The organism is Pseudomonas oplopanacis, from assembly GCF_057128725.1.
Window position 1 is genome coordinate 1 of the sequence record NZ_JBSKHV010000019.1, and the last position, 15,050, is coordinate 15,050.

Sequence of the window (15,050 nt, forward strand, 5' to 3'; positions counted from 1 at the left end):
CACTCAGCCTCCCGAAGGGGCGGGCAGATCAAAAGCTGCAGGCGAGCTAACGCTCGGCCTGTTGAGTGGTGAGAAGCGGCGGGTGTACACCGTTTCATTGTGGGAGTGAGCCTGCTCGCGAAGCTTTTCGCTTTGGCTTTGGCTTTGGCTTTGGCTTTGGCTTTGGCTTTGGCTTTGGCTTTTGACGTTGATCTTGATTTTGATCTTTTGCCCCTTCGGCAGGCCGAGCGTAGGTGTTCATCAGGGGATCAGGCGCGTAGCGCCGTTCGGCGAAGCCGAACACATCGAGATGAGGTCGTAGCGAAGCAGACCGTAGGCGATGTCCCCTGATGGATACCGTAGCGAGGGAACACTGAGCCTTAGCGAAGTGCCGTACGCCGGGGCAAAGCCTTTTGGTTCCTTTTTGGCGTTTGAAAAAGGGACTCGCTGTAAGAGCGAAACCATATTCAGCCATCACCGCAGCAACGGATATACACCCAAAACCCAAGAACCCAATAATCCAAAACCCCGCCAAATCGCAGACAAACAAAAACGCCCGGCATAAACCGGGCGTTTTGTATTGACTTGATTAGCGAGCGCGGTAAGTGATGCGCCCTTTGCTCAAGTCATAGGGCGTCAGCTCGACGCGCACTTTGTCACCGGTAAGAATACGAATGTAGTTCTTGCGCATCTTGCCGGAGATATGCGCGGTTACGACGTGCCCATTTTCCAACTCCACACGAAACATGGTGTTGGGCAGGGTGTCGACGACAGTGCCTTCCATTTCGAAGCTGTCTTCTTTCGACATGCAGTAAAGCCCTCGGTGTCCAATGAATGGCCCGGTGCAACTGCGCCAGGCAAAAGCGGCGTGCATTGTGCCCGAAAAATGGGGTTTAAGCCAAGGGGTTCTAGTTCAGGATGACCCAGCGTTGATTAATCAGCAGTTCGATAGGCCGATATTGGGTCTTGTAGCTCATCTTTTTGCAGTTTTTGATCCAGTAGCCGAGGTAGACCGCCTCCAGTCCAAGGCGCCGGGTCTCGCCGATCTGCCACAGAATCGCGAAACGCCCCAGGCTGCGACGCTCCTCGGACGGTTCGTAAAAGGTGTAAACCGCCGACAGACCGTTCGGCAACAAGTCGGTGACGGCCACCGCCAGCAGCCGCCCTTCGAGACGAAATTCGTAGAAACGCGAGAACGGCAGATCCCTCACAAGGAACGTGGAGAACTGATCACGACTCGGCGGGTACATGTCGCCATCTGCGTGGCGCTGTTCGATGTAGCGCTGGTAGAGGTCGAAATACTCTTCGCTGAATTGCGCCCTGGCCGGGCGAACCTGCAGGTCGGCATTGCGTTTGAAGATGCGCTTCTGTTGGCGGTTGGGGGTGAATTGCGCCACAGGAATGCGCGCCGGGACGCACGCGTTGCAGTTCTGGCAATGAGGCCGGTAGAGGTGGTCGCCGCTGCGCCGAAAACCCATTTCAGACAAATCTGCATAGACATGCACATCCATGGGCTGGCTAGGGTCGAGAAACAGGGTTGTGGCCTGTTCATCTGGCAGATAGCTGCAAGAGTGGGGCTGAGTGGCATAGAACTTCAAACGCGCCAACTCGGTCATGATCAACCCTCGGGAAAAAGCTTTGAATTAAGTGTAAGCCACCCGCGCGAAAGTCGCTCAGCAAACCCATGTGGCGCGGTTGGGTTGATCCAGGTGCTGCGCCAGGTAACCGGCAAATTCACGGCGTGGGATCGCTCGTGCGCCAAGGCTATGCAGATGATCGGTCGGCATCTGGCAGTCGATCAGCACAAAACCCGAGTCTTTCAGATGTCGCACCAGTGTGGCAAAGCCAAATTTGGAGGCGTTGTCGGCGCGGCTGAACATGGACTCGCCGAAGAACAGTTGCCCCATCGCCAGCCCGTACAGCCCGCCGACCAGCTCGTCCTGATCCCAGACTTCCACCGAATGCGCATGGCCACGCCGGTGCAGTTCAATGTAAGCGTCCTGCATGGCCTGGGTGATCCAGGTGCCGTCGGCGTAATCACGCGGCGCGGCGCAGGCACGGATGACGGCGGCGAAATCCTGATCGAAGGTCACTTGATAGCGCTGTTGGCGCAGCAATTTGCCCAAGCTGCGGGAAACATGCAGTTCGTCGGGAAACAACACGGTGCGCGGATCCGGCGACCACCAGAGAATCGGCTGGCCTTCGGAGAACCATGGAAAGCAGCCGTGGCGATAGGCCTGAATCAGACGATCGGCAGACAGATCGCCCCCGGCGGCCAGGAGCCCGTTGGGGTCGCGCATGGCTTTTTCCAGCGGGGGAAAGGTCAGGGTATTGCGTTGTAACCAAGTCAGCATGGCATCCGGGCTTGCAGAAGGGGAGGGCGGTGGCGGGCTGGTGGGCCCGCCGTAAAGTGTGCCGTTAAACGGTGGGAATGTCGTCGAGGTATTTTTCGGCGTCCAGTGCCGCCATGCATCCGGCCCCGGCTGATGTAACGGCCTGGCGGTAAACGTGATCGGCGACATCGCCGGCGGCAAACACGCCGGGGATTGTGGTGGCGGTAGCGTCGCCTTCGTTGCCGCTTTTGACCCGCAGATACCCGTCGTGCATCGGCAGTTGGTCGATAAACAGATCGGTATTGGGTTTGTGGCCGATGGCGATGAAGACGCCGGCCAGCGCCAATTCACGGGTTTCGCCGGTCAGGCTGTCGCGCAGACGGGCGCCGGTCACACCGCTGGCATCGCCCAGCACTTCATCCAGATTCTGATTCCAGTGCAGGCGAATATTGCCGTTGGCTGCTTTCTCGAACAGCTTGTCCTGGAGGATTTTCTCCGAGCGAAGCTTGTCGCGACGGTGAATCAGATGGACTTCCTTGGCGATGTTCGACAGGTACAAGGCCTCTTCAACGGCAGTATTGCCGCCGCCGACCACTGCCACCACCTGATTGCGGTAGAAAAAGCCATCGCAGGTCGCGCAGGCGGAAACCCCTCGGCCGGCGAACGTTTCTTCCGAAGGCAGCCCCAGGTATTGCGCCGAAGCGCCGGTGGCGATGATCAGGGCGTCGCAGGTGTAAGTGCCGCCGTCGCCAATCAGTTCGAATGGGCGCTGTTGCAACTTGGCGGTGTGGATGTGGTCGTAAACGATCTCTGTGTCAAAGCGTTCGGCGTGTTTTTGCATGCGCTCCATCAGCACCGGGCCGGTGAGCCCTTCGACGTCGCCGGGCCAGTTGTCGACTTCGACGGTGGTGGTGAGCTGGCCACCTGCCTGCATGCCGGTAATGACAACGGGTTTGAGGTTGGCGCGGGCGGCATAAACGGCTGCGCTGTAACCGGCAGGGCCGGAACCCAGAATGATCAGGCGTGAATGCTTCGCTTCGCTCATAAAAACACCTCATAAGCCTTTGTCACGAAAGAGAATGCATGCTCAAATTGGCCGCGTATCCCGGCACTTTTTGGCTATGCTGTACCCAGTGCTTCACGCATGTTATCGAGCGAACAAACCCGTACAATGCCTGCGTGCAAAGGGGGTTGTAACAAAATAAGCAATGCTCACCGTGTTTATAAAAGACGCGGTGCAGTGTTAAAAGTAGTCCCGGTTGCGCCTGTTCACTTTTTTACCTGCCTGGATTGGGCAGTTTTTTATAGTCATTCAACAGATGGACGCGCCTCGGGCGCAGGAAAAGAAGCGTTTTGAAGAAATCCACCGCAGCACCCAAAACAGTCGTTCCGCTCTGGCGCCAGCATTTGCACTACCGGCTCAAGGAAGGTGCATTGATCGCCATTGGCGCCTTGTGCCTGTTCCTGATGATGGCCTTGCTGACTTACGGCAAGGACGATCCGGGCTGGAGCCACAACAGCAAGATTGATGACGTGCAGAATTTCGGCGGCCCCGCCGGTTCCTACAGCGCCGACATCCTGTTCATGGTGCTGGGTTATTTCGCCTACATCTTCCCGTTGCTGCTCGCGGTCAAGGTCTACCAGATCTTCCGTCAGCGCCACGAACCGTGGCAGTGGAGCGGCTGGCTGTTCTCCTGGCGGTTGATCGGTCTGGTGTTTCTGGTGCTGTCTGGCGCTGCGTTGGCGCACATCCATTTCCATGCGGCCACAGGCCTTCCGGCCGGTGCTGGCGGCGCGCTGGGCGAAAGCCTTGGCGACCTGGCCAAGAACGCGCTGAACATCCAGGGCAGCACGCTGCTGTTCATCGCGCTGTTCCTGTTCGGCCTGACGGTGTTCACCGACCTGTCGTGGTTCAAGGTGATGGACGTCACCGGCAAGATCACCCTCGACCTGTTCGAGCTGTTCCAGGGCGCGGCCAATCGCTGGTGGGCGGCCCGTACCGAACGCAAGCAACTGGTGGCGCAACTGCGTGAAGTCGACGATCGCGTACATGACGTGGTCGCACCGACTGTCACCGACAAGCGCGAGCAGGCCAAGGTCAAGGAACGCCTGATCGAACGCGAGCAGGCCCTGAGCAAGCACATGTCGGAGCGCGAGAAGCAGGTTCCGCCAGTCATCGCCCCCGCGCCGCCGAAACCCTCGGCACCGAGCAAGCGTGTGGAGAAAGAGAAACAGGCGCCGTTGTTCGTCGACAGCGCCGTGGAAGGCACCTTGCCGCCGATTTCGATTCTCGACCCGGCAGAAAAGAAACAACTCAATTACTCGCCCGAATCCCTGGCTGCGGTTGGCCATTTGCTGGAAATCAAGCTCAAGGAATTCGGCGTGGAAGTCTCGGTGGATTCGATTCACCCGGGCCCGGTGATTACCCGTTACGAAATTCAACCGGCGGCAGGCGTCAAAGTCAGCCGCATCTCCAACCTGGCGAAAGACCTGGCGCGTTCCCTGGCCGTGACCAGTGTGCGGGTGGTTGAAGTGATTCCCGGCAAGACCACCGTCGGTATCGAGATCCCCAACGAAGACCGGCAGATCGTGCGCTTCTCCGAGGTGCTGTCGACCCCCGAGTACGACAACTTCAAGTCGCCGGTCACCCTGGCCCTCGGTCACGACATCGGCGGCAAGCCGGTCATCACTGACCTGGCAAAAATGCCGCACTTGCTGGTGGCCGGTACGACCGGTTCCGGTAAGTCGGTGGGCGTGAACGCGATGATCCTGTCGATCCTGTTCAAGTCTGGCCCGGAAGACGCCAAGCTGATCATGATCGACCCAAAAATGCTTGAGCTGTCGATCTACGAAGGCATTCCGCACTTGCTGTGCCCGGTCGTGACCGACATGAAGGACGCGGCCAACGCCCTGCGCTGGAGCGTGGCGGAGATGGAGCGGCGCTACAAACTGATGGCGAAGATGGGCGTACGAAACCTGTCCGGCTTCAACGCCAAGGTCAAGGAAGCCCAGGACGCCGGCACGCCGCTGACCGATCCGCTGTACAAGCGCGAAAGCATTCACGACGAAGCGCCACTGCTGACCAAGCTGCCGACCATCGTCGTAGTCGTCGACGAATTCGCCGACATGATGATGATCGTCGGCAAGAAGGTTGAAGAACTGATCGCCCGTATCGCCCAGAAGGCCCGTGCTGCCGGTATCCACTTGATCCTGGCGACCCAGCGTCCGTCGGTGGACGTGATCACCGGTCTGATCAAGGCCAACATCCCGACGCGCATGGCGTTCCAGGTATCGAGCAAGATCGACTCCCGGACCATCATCGACCAGGGCGGCGCCGAGCAACTGCTGGGTCACGGTGACATGCTCTACATGCCGCCGGGCACCAGTCTGCCGATTCGTGTACACGGCGCGTTCGTGTCCGATGACGAGGTTCACCGCGTGGTGGAAGCCTGGAAACTGCGCGGCGCGCCGGAATACAACGACGAGATCCTCGCCGGTGTCGAAGAGGCCGGCAGCGGCTTTGAGAATGGCGGCGGTGGTGGTGACGATGATGCGGAAACCGATGCGCTCTACGACGAGGCAGTGCAGTTCGTCCTCGAAAGCCGTCGCGCGTCCATCTCGGCTGTTCAGCGCAAGCTGAAAATCGGCTACAACCGCGCCGCACGCATGATCGAAGCCATGGAAATGGCCGGGGTCGTGACGTCCATGAACACCAACGGTTCGCGTGAAGTCCTGGCGCCTGGCCCGGTACGCGACTGATTTGATTTGAAGCAGGGTGGCGCAGTGACGCGCCACTCGCACCCCCCACGAATATCAAGAGGACTCCCATGCGTCTTATCCGCATGTTGTTGCTGCCGGTTCTGGCTTTGACCACGCTTTCGGCCCACGCCGATGACAAGGACGTGGCGCGCCTGACCCAATTGCTCGAAACATCCAAGACCCTGACCGCGCGTTTCTCCCAGTTGACGCTTGATGGCAGTGGCACCCAATTGCAGGAAACCGCTGGTGATATGTCGTTGCAGCGTCCAGGCCTGTTCTACTGGCACACCAATGCGCCGGCCGAACAAACCATGGTGTCCGACGGTAAGAAAGTGACCTTGTGGGACCCGGACCTGGAACAAGTCACCATCAAGACCCTCGACCTGCGTCTGACCCAGACCCCGGCGCTGCTGCTGTCCGGTGACGTGTCCAAGATCAGCCAGAGCTTCGACATCAGCGCCAAGGAAGCCGGCGGCGTGATCGACTTCACCCTGAAGCCGAAAACCAAGGACACCCTGTTCGACAGCCTGCGCCTGTCGTTCCGTAACGGTCTGGTCAACGACATGCAACTGATCGACAGCGTCGGTCAGCGCACCAATATCCTGTTCACCGGCGTGAAGGCCAACGAGCCGATCCCGGCATCCAAGTTCAAGTTCGATATCCCCAAGGGTGCGGACGTGATCCAGGAGTAACGCCGATCGACCAACTGTGGGAGCGAGCCTGCTCGCGAAGGGGGAGTGTCAGTGTCATCAATGTTGTCTGACACGCCGCTTTCGCGAGCAGGCTCGCTCCCACAGGGTCCCGCGGTGTTCAAATAGTGAGGTTTCGCAAGTAGTGATGGACCTGTTTCGCAGCGCCCCGATTGCTCAGCCCTTGGCCGCCCGCCTGCGTGCGGCCAATCTGGACGAGTACGTCGGTCAGGAACACCTGCTCGCTCGCGGCAAGCCTTTGCGCGAAGCGCTGGAGCAGGGTGCCCTGCATTCGATGATTTTCTGGGGCCCGCCGGGCGTGGGCAAAACCACCCTGGCACGGTTGCTGGCGGAAGTCTCGGACGCGCACTTCGAAACGGTCTCGGCGGTGCTGGCCGGCGTGAAGGAAATCCGTCAGGCGGTGGAAATCGCCAAACAACAGGCCGGGCAGTACGGCAAACGTACGATCCTGTTCGTCGACGAAGTGCACCGCTTCAACAAGTCCCAACAGGATGCGTTCCTGCCGTACGTTGAAGACGGCACGCTGATTTTCATCGGTGCGACCACCGAAAACCCCTCGTTCGAACTCAACAACGCCTTGCTCTCCCGGGCCCGCGTCTATGTGCTCAAGAGCCTCGACGAAGCGGCCCTGCGCAAACTGGTGCATCGCGCACTGACCGAGGAGCGTGGCCTGGGCAAGCGCCAGCTGACACTCAGCGACGAAGGCTTCCAGATGCTGTTGTCCGCCGCCGATGGCGATGGCCGGCGGCTGCTCAATCTGCTGGAAAACGCCTCGGACCTGGCCGACGACAACAGCGAGATCGGCACCGATCTGCTGCAAAGTCTGCTCGGCGATACCCGTCGGCGTTTCGACAAGGGCGGCGAAGCGTTCTACGACCAGATTTCCGCGCTGCATAAATCGGTGCGCGGCTCCAACCCGGACGGCGCGCTGTATTGGTTCGCGCGGATGATCGACGGCGGTTGCGATCCGCTGTACCTGGCCCGGCGCGTGGTGCGCATGGCCAGCGAAGACATCGGTAATGCTGACCCCCGCGCTCTGAGCCTGTGCCTGGCGGCGTGGGAAGTGCAGGAGCGCCTCGGCAGCCCCGAAGGTGAATTGGCGGTGGCCCAGGCCATCACGTATCTGGCCTGCGCGCCGAAAAGCAACGCGGTGTACATGGGCTTCAAGGCTGCGATGCGCAGCGCCACCGAACACGGTTCGCTGGAAGTGCCGCTGCACCTGCGCAACGCCCCGACCAAATTGATGAAACAACTCGGTTACGGCGACGAATACCGCTACGCCCACGATGAGCCGGATGCCTACGCCGCGGGCGAAGACTACTTCCCGGAAGAACTTGAACCGCAGCCGTTCTACCAGCCAGTGCCGCGTGGCCTGGAATTGAAGATCGGCGAGAAGCTCAATCACCTCGCCCAACTTGACCGACTAAGCCCCCGGCAGCGGAGAAAATAGTGATTCCATTGGTCATCGCGGTGTCCATCGGCGGTGTCGCCGGCACGCTGTTGCGTTTTTCCACCGGAAACTGGATCAACGCTAATTGGCCGCGGCACTTCTATACCGCGACGCTGGCCGTTAATATCGTGGGCTGTTTGCTGATCGGCGTTCTTTACGGTCTGTTTTTGATACGCCCGGAAGTGCCGCTTGAGGTGCGTGCCGGGTTGATCGTCGGCTTCCTCGGAGGGCTGACGACTTTTTCATCCTTTTCACTGGATACGGTGCGCTTGCTGGAAAGCGGGCAAGTGCCGCTGGCCCTGGGCTATGCGACGCTCAGCGTATTCGGCGGGCTGCTTGCCACCTGGGCCGGCCTGTCCTTGACCAAACTTTGATAAACGAGAAACCGACATGCTCGATTCCAAACTGTTACGTAGCAACCTTCAGGACGTAGCGGACCGCCTGGCATCCCGTGGCTACACGCTGGATGTTGCGCGCATCGAAGCGCTGGAAGAACAGCGCAAGACCGTCCAGACCCGCACCGAAGCACTGCAGGCTGAGCGTAATGCCCGTTCCAAATCCATCGGTCAGGCCAAGCAGCGCGGCGAAGACATCGCGCCACTGATGGCGGACGTCGAGCGCATGGCCAACGAATTGAGCGCCGGTAAAGTCGAACTGGACGCGATCCAGACCGATCTGGATTCGATCCTGCTGGGCATCCCGAACCTGCCGCACGAATCGGTGCCGATTGGCGAAGACGAAGACGGCAACGTCGAAGTCCGCCGCTGGGGCACTCCGACCGCGTTCGATTTCCCGGTTCAGGACCACGTGGCCCTGGGCGAGAAGTTCGGCTGGCTGGACTTCGAAACCGCCGCCAAGCTGTCCGGCGCACGTTTCGCCCTGCTGCGCGGCCCGATTGCCCGTCTGCACCGCGCCCTGGCGCAGTTCATGATCAACCTGCACGTCACCGAGCACGGCTACGAAGAGGCCTACACGCCTTATCTGGTCCAGGCCCCGGCGCTGCAAGGCACCGGTCAACTGCCGAAGTTCGAAGAAGACCTGTTCAAAATCGCTCGCGAAGGCGAAGCCGATCTGTACCTGATCCCGACTGCCGAAGTGTCGCTGACCAACATCGTTGCTGGCGAAATCGTTGATGCGAAACTGCTGCCGATCAAGTTCGTGGCTCACACCCCGTGCTTCCGCAGTGAAGCCGGTGCGTCGGGTCGTGACACCCGCGGCATGATCCGTCAGCACCAGTTCGACAAAGTTGAAATGGTCCAGATCGTTGAGCCGTCGAGCTCGATGGAAGCGCTGGAAGGCCTGACTGCCAACGCCGAGAAAGTCCTGCAACTGCTGGAGCTGCCTTACCGCACCCTGGCGCTGTGCACCGGCGACATGGGCTTCAGCGCCGTCAAGACGTACGACCTGGAAGTGTGGATTCCGAGCCAGGACAAGTACCGCGAGATTTCGTCGTGCTCCAACTGCGGCGATTTCCAGGCCCGTCGCATGCAAGCGCGTTTCCGCAACCCGGAAACCGGCAAGCCTGAACTGGTCCACACCCTGAACGGCTCCGGCCTGGCAGTCGGTCGTACCCTGGTGGCGGTGCTGGAGAACTACCAGCAGGCCGACGGTTCGATCCGCGTGCCTGACGTGCTGAAGCCGTACATGGGTGGCCTTGAGGTCATCGGCTAAATGAACTATCTGCCGCTGTTTCACAACCTGCGCGGCAGTCGTGTGTTGGTTGTCGGTGGGGGGGAGATTGCCTTGCGCAAATCCCGCCTGCTGGCCGATGCCGGTGCGCTGCTGCGGGTGGTTGCACCTGAAATCGAACCGCAACTGCGCGAACTGGTGGCCGGCAGCGGTGGCGAGTGCCTGTTACGCGGTTATGTCGAAACGGATCTGGACGGTTGCGGGCTGATCATTGCCGCCACCGACGACGAGCTGTTGAACGCGCAAGTGTCCGCCGATGCCCATCGGCGCTGTGTGCCGGTCAACGTCGTGGACGCGCCGGCCCTGTGCAGCGTGATCTTTCCGGCGATTGTCGATCGTTCCCCGCTGATTATTGCGGTCTCCAGCGGCGGCGATGCGCCGGTGCTGGCACGGTTGATTCGCGCCAAGATTGAAACCTGGATTCCTTCCACCTACGGTCAACTGGCCGGTTTGGCGGCGCGTTTTCGCCATCAGGTCAAAGGCCTGTTTCCGGATGTTCAGCAGCGTCGCGGGTTCTGGGAAGACGTTTTTCAAGGCCCGATCGCTGACCGGCAGCTGGCCGGGCAGGGCGCCGAAGCCGAGCGTCTGTTGCAGGCGAAAATCGACGGCGAAGCGGATGTCACCACCGGTGAGGTGTATTTGGTCGGGGCAGGGCCGGGTGATCCGGACCTGCTGACATTCCGCGCCTTGCGCCTGATGCAGCAAGCCGATGTGGTGCTGTATGACCGCTTGGTGGCCCCGGCGATTCTGGAGCTGTGCCGTCGTGATGCTGAGCGGATCTACGTCGGCAAGCGCCGCGCCGATCACGCTGTGCCGCAGGATCAGATCAACCAGCAACTGGTCGATCTGGCCAAGGCTGGCAAGCGGGTGGTGCGGTTGAAGGGCGGTGATCCGTTCATCTTCGGTCGCGGCGGTGAAGAGATCGAAGAACTGGCGGCCCATGGCATTCCGTTCCAGGTGGTGCCGGGCATCACGGCGGCCAGTGGTTGCGCGGCGTATGCCGGGATTCCGCTGACTCACCGCGATTACGCGCAGTCCGTGCGGTTTGTTACCGGGCATTTGAAGGACGGTTCCACCGATCTGCCGTGGGCCGACCTTGTCGCGCCGGCGCAGACGCTGGTGTTCTACATGGGCCTGGTGGGCTTGCCGGTCATCTGCGAGCAGTTGATCAAGCACGGTCGCGGGGCGGATACCCCGGCGGCGTTGATTCAGCAGGGCACCACGGTTAATCAGCGGGTGTTTACCGGCACGTTGGCGGACCTGCCACGGCTGGTGGCGGAGCATGAAGTGCATGCGCCGACGTTGGTGATTGTTGGGGAAGTGGTGCAACTGCGCGAGAAACTGGCGTGGTTCGAGGGTGCTCAGGCGCAAGTCTGAATACCGAGTCTCCTCCTTCGCGAGCAGGCTCGCTCCCACAGGGGATTAGTGAACGACACAGATCCAATGTGGGAGCGGGCTTGCTCGCGAAGGGGCCCTCAAAATCAATGCAGAACTACGATCAAGCCTGGTTCCTGCGCCAAACCCCTTTCCCACTCAACCGCGCCCGGTCATGCGCCACGGTGAAGTCCTGCGCCGGCCCCTTCGGCACGATCCCGGTCGGGTTGATGGTCTTGTGGCTGCCGTAGTAGTGATTCTTGATGTGCTCAAAACTCACCGTCTCGGCGATCCCTGGCCACTGATAAATCTCGCGCAGCCAGTTCGACAGGTTCGGATAATCGGCAATCCGCCGCAGGTTGCATTTGAAGTGCCCGTGGTACACCGCGTCAAAACGAATCAGCGTGGTGAACAGCCGAATATCCGCTTCGGTCAGGTATTCGCCGGTCAGGTAACGATTGGCGCTTAACAGCTGCTCCAGTCGATCCAGCTCTTCAAACAAACCATCGAACGCTTCTTCATAAGCGTGCTGTGACGTCGCAAAACCGGCGCGGTACACGCCGTTGTTTACCGCCGGGTAAATCCGCTCATTCAGTGCATCGATCTCGGCGCGCAGTGGCTCTGGGTAGAAGTCCAGGTCATTGCCGGTCAGGTCATCGAACGCGCTGTTGAACATGCGGATGATCTCCGCCGATTCATTGTTGACGATGCGGTTCTGCTGTTTGTCCCACAGCACCGGCACGGTGACGCGGCCGGTGTAGTTGGCGGTGTCGGCGGTGTAGCGCTGGTGCATGAAGTCGAGGTGATCGAGTTTGTCGCCGGTGGAGCCCAGGCTCTGGTCGAAGGTCCAGCCGTTTTCCAGCATCAACCAGCTGACCACCGACACGTCGATCAGGTTGTCGAGGCCTTTGAGTTTGCGCAGGATCAGCGTGCGGTGCGCCCACGGACAGGCGAGGGACACGTAGAGGTGATAGCGGCCAGCTTCGGCGGCAAAGCCACCGACACCGGTCAGGCCCGGCTTGCCGTCGCTGGTTACCCAGTTACGGCGCTGCGCCTGTTCGCGCTGGAACGTGCCGTCTTTGCCGCTTTCGTACCACTGGTCCTGCCAGCGGCCTTCGACTAATAAACCCATGATCAAGACTCCTCAAACCCAGTAAATCGTTGGAGAGGAGTCTATGCCCATCAGTTCGAACAAATAGCGCAAAGGTTGGGCAGTTATGATCGGTTAAATCGATCTGTCGCGAGCATCCCAATACTGCTGGGCGGTTTCGAACGCCTGATCGCGGGATTGACCGAGCCCGCGCAACGCCAAGGCCATGGTCGAAATCAGGGCCATTTGCGGGTAGCTGTCGACCACGTCACCGCGCCAGACGGCTTTCATATGCTCAGGGTCGAGAGCGGCGGGTTTGACGTGACGCTGGGCCGACAGTTGCGGCCACTCTTCGTCCCAGCTTTCACCACCGGTGGTGCCGTACAAGTGACTGTCGGCGTCCGGGTTGATCTCGATTTCACCGCCGTCGCCCTTCACCACAATCGCCGTATCGCCCAGCAAGCCGCTGGCATCGCGGTGCACGGCCTGATAGCCGGGGTGGAAAATACTTTGCAGGCCGCAACGAGCGCCCAATGGATTGAGAATGCGCGTCAGGGAATGGATCGGCGAGCGCAGGCCCAGGGTGTTGCGCAGGTCGATCATGCGCTGCAGTTGCGGCGCCCAATCCACCAGCGGCATGAACGCCAGGCCGCCGTTATCCAGTGCTGCGCCCACCTGTTGCCAGTTGCGGCACAGTGAAATGCCGAGTCCTTCCAGCAGTTGTTCGCTGTACAGCCGCCCGGCGGTGTGCGCGCCGGCGCCGTGCATGAAAATGCGGATGCCGTTCTGCGCCAGGCACTTGGCCGCGAGCAGGTACCACGGCAAATGACGCTTCTTGCCGGCATAGGTCGGCCAATCGAGATCGACATTCAAGACCGGCGCCTGCAAACGCTCACGCAGGGCCTCGGTGAAACCGGCCATTTCCTCGGCGCTTTCTTCCTTGTGTCGCAGCAGCATCAGAAACGCCCCGAGCTGGGTGTCTTCGACCTTGTCGTCGAGCACCATGCCCATGGCTTCGCGGGCTTCTTCACGCGTCAGGTCGCGGGCACCGCGTTTGCCTTTGCCGAGGATTCGCACGAACTGGGCGAACGGGTGCTCGGCGGGTGTTTCGAGGGTCAGCGCTGGGAAGTCGGTCATAAGCAATTCGTCGGTTTGGGCAGGCCCGCCAGTTTCGCGGCGAGTTTGGCAGGGGTGCCTTTGAACAGTCGGTTCAGGTGCAGGCTGTTGCCTTTTTCCGGGCCGAGCTTCAACGCGGTGTACTTGATCAGCGGGCGGGTGGCCGGCGACAGCTGGAATTCTTCGTAGAAACGGCGCAGCAGTTCGAGGATTTCCCAATGCTCCGGGCTCAACTCGATGTCTTCGGCAGCGGCGAGGGCGCTGGCCACATCAGCGGACCAGTCGCTCAGTTCGACGAGGAAACCGTCCTTGTCCAACTCAATGGCGCGAGCGCCGACTGTCAGGGAATTCATAGCCAACTGTTGACCTTGTCGTAGTGAATCGACAGGTCGACGAAGGCCGGGTAATCGATGGCCTTGGCCCAGTCTGGCGTTGCAATGGAGCGGGCTTGAATATCCTCGGCCAGTACGAACAGCGTCAGGCCGCGAGTATTCAGCGCGCTGAACGGTGCGGTGCCGGGCTGCAGGGCATACACGGCGTCGCCGCTCAGCAGCAGCGCATCGTTGGCGCCGATCACGCGCAGGCAACTGGTCAGGCGATCGTCGCCGAACGGGGAATGAGACAACACATGCAAAGTCGACATCAGAGGGTGATCACCTGGTCGTAACGGTCAATAAGGGCGGTGATGTCGTGGGCGGTCAGCGCCCGGGCTTCTTCCAGCGAGAAAGCGCCAGGGGCCAGCCCACGTTCTGCGGCACTGTCAGCGCAGACGAACAATTCCTCGACACCAAACATCGGCAAGGCTTGCAGGTTGGCGCTCAGGTCTTTTTGTTGCAGGGCCTTGGCGTCCTGTTTCGCGGCGAGCTGGAACACGCCGTCATCGAGAAACAGCAGGCCGATTGGCAGGTCGAAGGCGCCGCCAGCCAGTACGATATCCAGCGCTTCGCGCGCGTTTGGCCCGGACCATGGCGCCTGACGGCTGATAATCAGCAAGGATTTAGCCATCTCACGCACCTCCGAAACAGATCAAGCGGTCAGCGTCCTGCACCGCGTCATGCAACTGGCCGAGGCCGGACAATTCCCACGGCGCGCCGACAGCAACGGCGTCGCGCTGATAGCGCCCGGCTTCTTCCTCGTTCAACACGCCACGGCGCAGGGCGGCGGCGATACACACCACGCCGTCCAGTTGATGCTCGCTGACAAACGCGCGCCATTGCTTGGGCAGGTCCAGCTCATCTTGCGGGGTGACCACACTGCCGGACGCGTTGTAGACGCCGTCCTGATAGAAAAACAGCCGGACAATCTCATGCCCACCGGCCAGCGCAGCCTGGGCAAACAACAAGGCACGGCGCGAGGAGGGCGCATGGGCGGCGGAAAACAGCGCGATGGCGAACTTCATGACGGACTCGATCAGCGAAACTGCGGCCATGATAAAGCTTTATCGGCGGGGCGGCGAAGGGCGATTTCTCTCGGGACCGAGTTGCGGCCTTCGCGAGCAGGCTCGCTCCCACAGGGGTTTAGTGGACGACGCAAATCAACTGTGGGAGCGA

16 protein-coding genes are annotated in these 15,050 nt (G+C 60.6%); 6 read left to right on the forward strand and 10 right to left on the reverse strand.

The features are described 5' to 3' along the window. Nucleotides 1-568 precede the first annotated feature (568 nt). The 4 genes from infA to trxB form a co-directional block, all read right to left on the reverse strand. Nucleotides 569-787 carry a translation initiation factor IF-1 gene (gene infA / locus ACWKV5_RS26570; protein ID WP_002553999.1) on the reverse strand — a complete coding sequence of 73 codons (219 nt, stop codon included), beginning with the start codon at nucleotides 785-787 and terminating at the stop codon, nucleotides 569-571. A gap of 100 nt (nucleotides 788-887) precedes the next feature. Continuing rightward, on the reverse strand, nucleotides 888-1,595 hold the full coding sequence (locus ACWKV5_RS26575; RefSeq protein WP_123432247.1) for an arginyltransferase: 708 nt from the start codon (nucleotides 1,593-1,595) through the stop codon (nucleotides 888-890). Between the two features lie 57 nt (nucleotides 1,596-1,652). Then, nucleotides 1,653-2,333, reverse strand: a complete 681-nt coding sequence (aat, locus tag ACWKV5_RS26580) for a leucyl/phenylalanyl-tRNA--protein transferase (protein ID WP_310269619.1) — start codon at nucleotides 2,331-2,333, stop codon at nucleotides 1,653-1,655. Nucleotides 2,334-2,397: 64 nt separating this feature from the next. After that, nucleotides 2,398-3,357: a thioredoxin-disulfide reductase gene (gene trxB / locus ACWKV5_RS26585; protein ID WP_483843667.1), complete on the reverse strand. Its 960-nt coding sequence runs from the start codon at nucleotides 3,355-3,357 to the stop codon at nucleotides 2,398-2,400. A 308-nt stretch (nucleotides 3,358-3,665) separates the two neighbouring features. Here trxB and ACWKV5_RS26590 point away from each other — a divergent pair, with 308 nt between their 5' ends. From ACWKV5_RS26590 to cysG, 6 genes are all read left to right on the forward strand, one after another. Beyond that, nucleotides 3,666-6,071, forward strand: coding sequence for a DNA translocase FtsK (locus ACWKV5_RS26590; RefSeq protein WP_483843668.1), 2,406 nt, complete (start codon nucleotides 3,666-3,668; stop codon nucleotides 6,069-6,071). A gap of 68 nt (nucleotides 6,072-6,139) precedes the next feature. Continuing rightward, nucleotides 6,140-6,763, forward strand: coding sequence for an outer membrane lipoprotein periplasmic chaperone LolA (lolA, locus tag ACWKV5_RS26595; protein ID WP_054053642.1), 624 nt, complete (start codon nucleotides 6,140-6,142; stop codon nucleotides 6,761-6,763). Nucleotides 6,764-6,908: 145 nt separating this feature from the next. Beyond that, nucleotides 6,909-8,231: a replication-associated recombination protein A gene (locus tag ACWKV5_RS26600; protein ID WP_483843669.1), complete on the forward strand. Its 1,323-nt coding sequence runs from the start codon at nucleotides 6,909-6,911 to the stop codon at nucleotides 8,229-8,231. Then, entirely contained in the window at nucleotides 8,231-8,605 is a 375-nt protein-coding gene (gene crcB, locus ACWKV5_RS26605) for a fluoride efflux transporter CrcB (protein ID WP_483843670.1), read from the forward strand. Before ACWKV5_RS26600 ends, crcB begins: the two co-directional genes overlap by 1 nt. A 16-nt stretch (nucleotides 8,606-8,621) precedes the next feature. After that, the gene (gene serS, locus ACWKV5_RS26610; RefSeq protein WP_483843671.1) at nucleotides 8,622-9,902 is read left to right on the forward strand and encodes a serine--tRNA ligase; all 1,281 of its coding nucleotides are present in this window, start codon (nucleotides 8,622-8,624) and stop codon (nucleotides 9,900-9,902) included. Next, nucleotides 9,903-11,297 carry a siroheme synthase CysG gene (gene cysG / locus ACWKV5_RS26615; RefSeq protein WP_483843672.1) on the forward strand — a complete coding sequence of 465 codons (1,395 nt, stop codon included), beginning with the start codon at nucleotides 9,903-9,905 and terminating at the stop codon, nucleotides 11,295-11,297. 121 nt (nucleotides 11,298-11,418) lie between these two features. On the opposite strand, the gene ACWKV5_RS26620 is transcribed toward cysG, so the two are convergent. The 6 genes from ACWKV5_RS26620 to tusD all read right to left on the reverse strand — a co-directional run bounded on the left by ACWKV5_RS26620 (nucleotide 11,419) and on the right by tusD (nucleotide 14,899). Continuing rightward, nucleotides 11,419-12,426, reverse strand: coding sequence for a glutathione S-transferase family protein (locus ACWKV5_RS26620; RefSeq protein WP_483843673.1), 1,008 nt, complete (start codon nucleotides 12,424-12,426; stop codon nucleotides 11,419-11,421). Between the two features lie 93 nt (nucleotides 12,427-12,519). Beyond that, on the reverse strand, nucleotides 12,520-13,521 hold the full coding sequence (locus ACWKV5_RS26625; RefSeq protein WP_483843674.1) for a glycosyl transferase family protein: 1,002 nt from the start codon (nucleotides 13,519-13,521) through the stop codon (nucleotides 12,520-12,522). Further along, nucleotides 13,518-13,853 (reverse strand): TusE/DsrC/DsvC family sulfur relay protein, encoded by a 336-nt coding sequence (locus ACWKV5_RS26630; protein ID WP_483843675.1) that lies wholly within the window; start codon nucleotides 13,851-13,853, stop codon nucleotides 13,518-13,520. Before ACWKV5_RS26630 ends, ACWKV5_RS26625 begins: the two co-directional genes overlap by 4 nt. Then, complete coding sequence (gene tusB, locus ACWKV5_RS26635) at nucleotides 13,850-14,143, reverse strand: sulfurtransferase complex subunit TusB (protein ID WP_483843676.1); 294 nt, start codon at nucleotides 14,141-14,143, stop codon at nucleotides 13,850-13,852. The genes ACWKV5_RS26630 and tusB overlap by 4 nt, the downstream gene beginning before the upstream one ends. Next, the gene (gene tusC, locus ACWKV5_RS26640; RefSeq protein WP_483843677.1) at nucleotides 14,143-14,505 is read right to left on the reverse strand and encodes a sulfurtransferase complex subunit TusC; all 363 of its coding nucleotides are present in this window, start codon (nucleotides 14,503-14,505) and stop codon (nucleotides 14,143-14,145) included. Before tusC ends, tusB begins: the two co-directional genes overlap by 1 nt. Before the next feature lies 1 nt (nucleotide 14,506). Continuing rightward, complete coding sequence (tusD, locus tag ACWKV5_RS26645; RefSeq protein WP_483843745.1) at nucleotides 14,507-14,899, reverse strand: sulfurtransferase complex subunit TusD; 393 nt, start codon at nucleotides 14,897-14,899, stop codon at nucleotides 14,507-14,509. Between the last annotated feature and the right edge of the window lie 151 nt (nucleotides 14,900-15,050).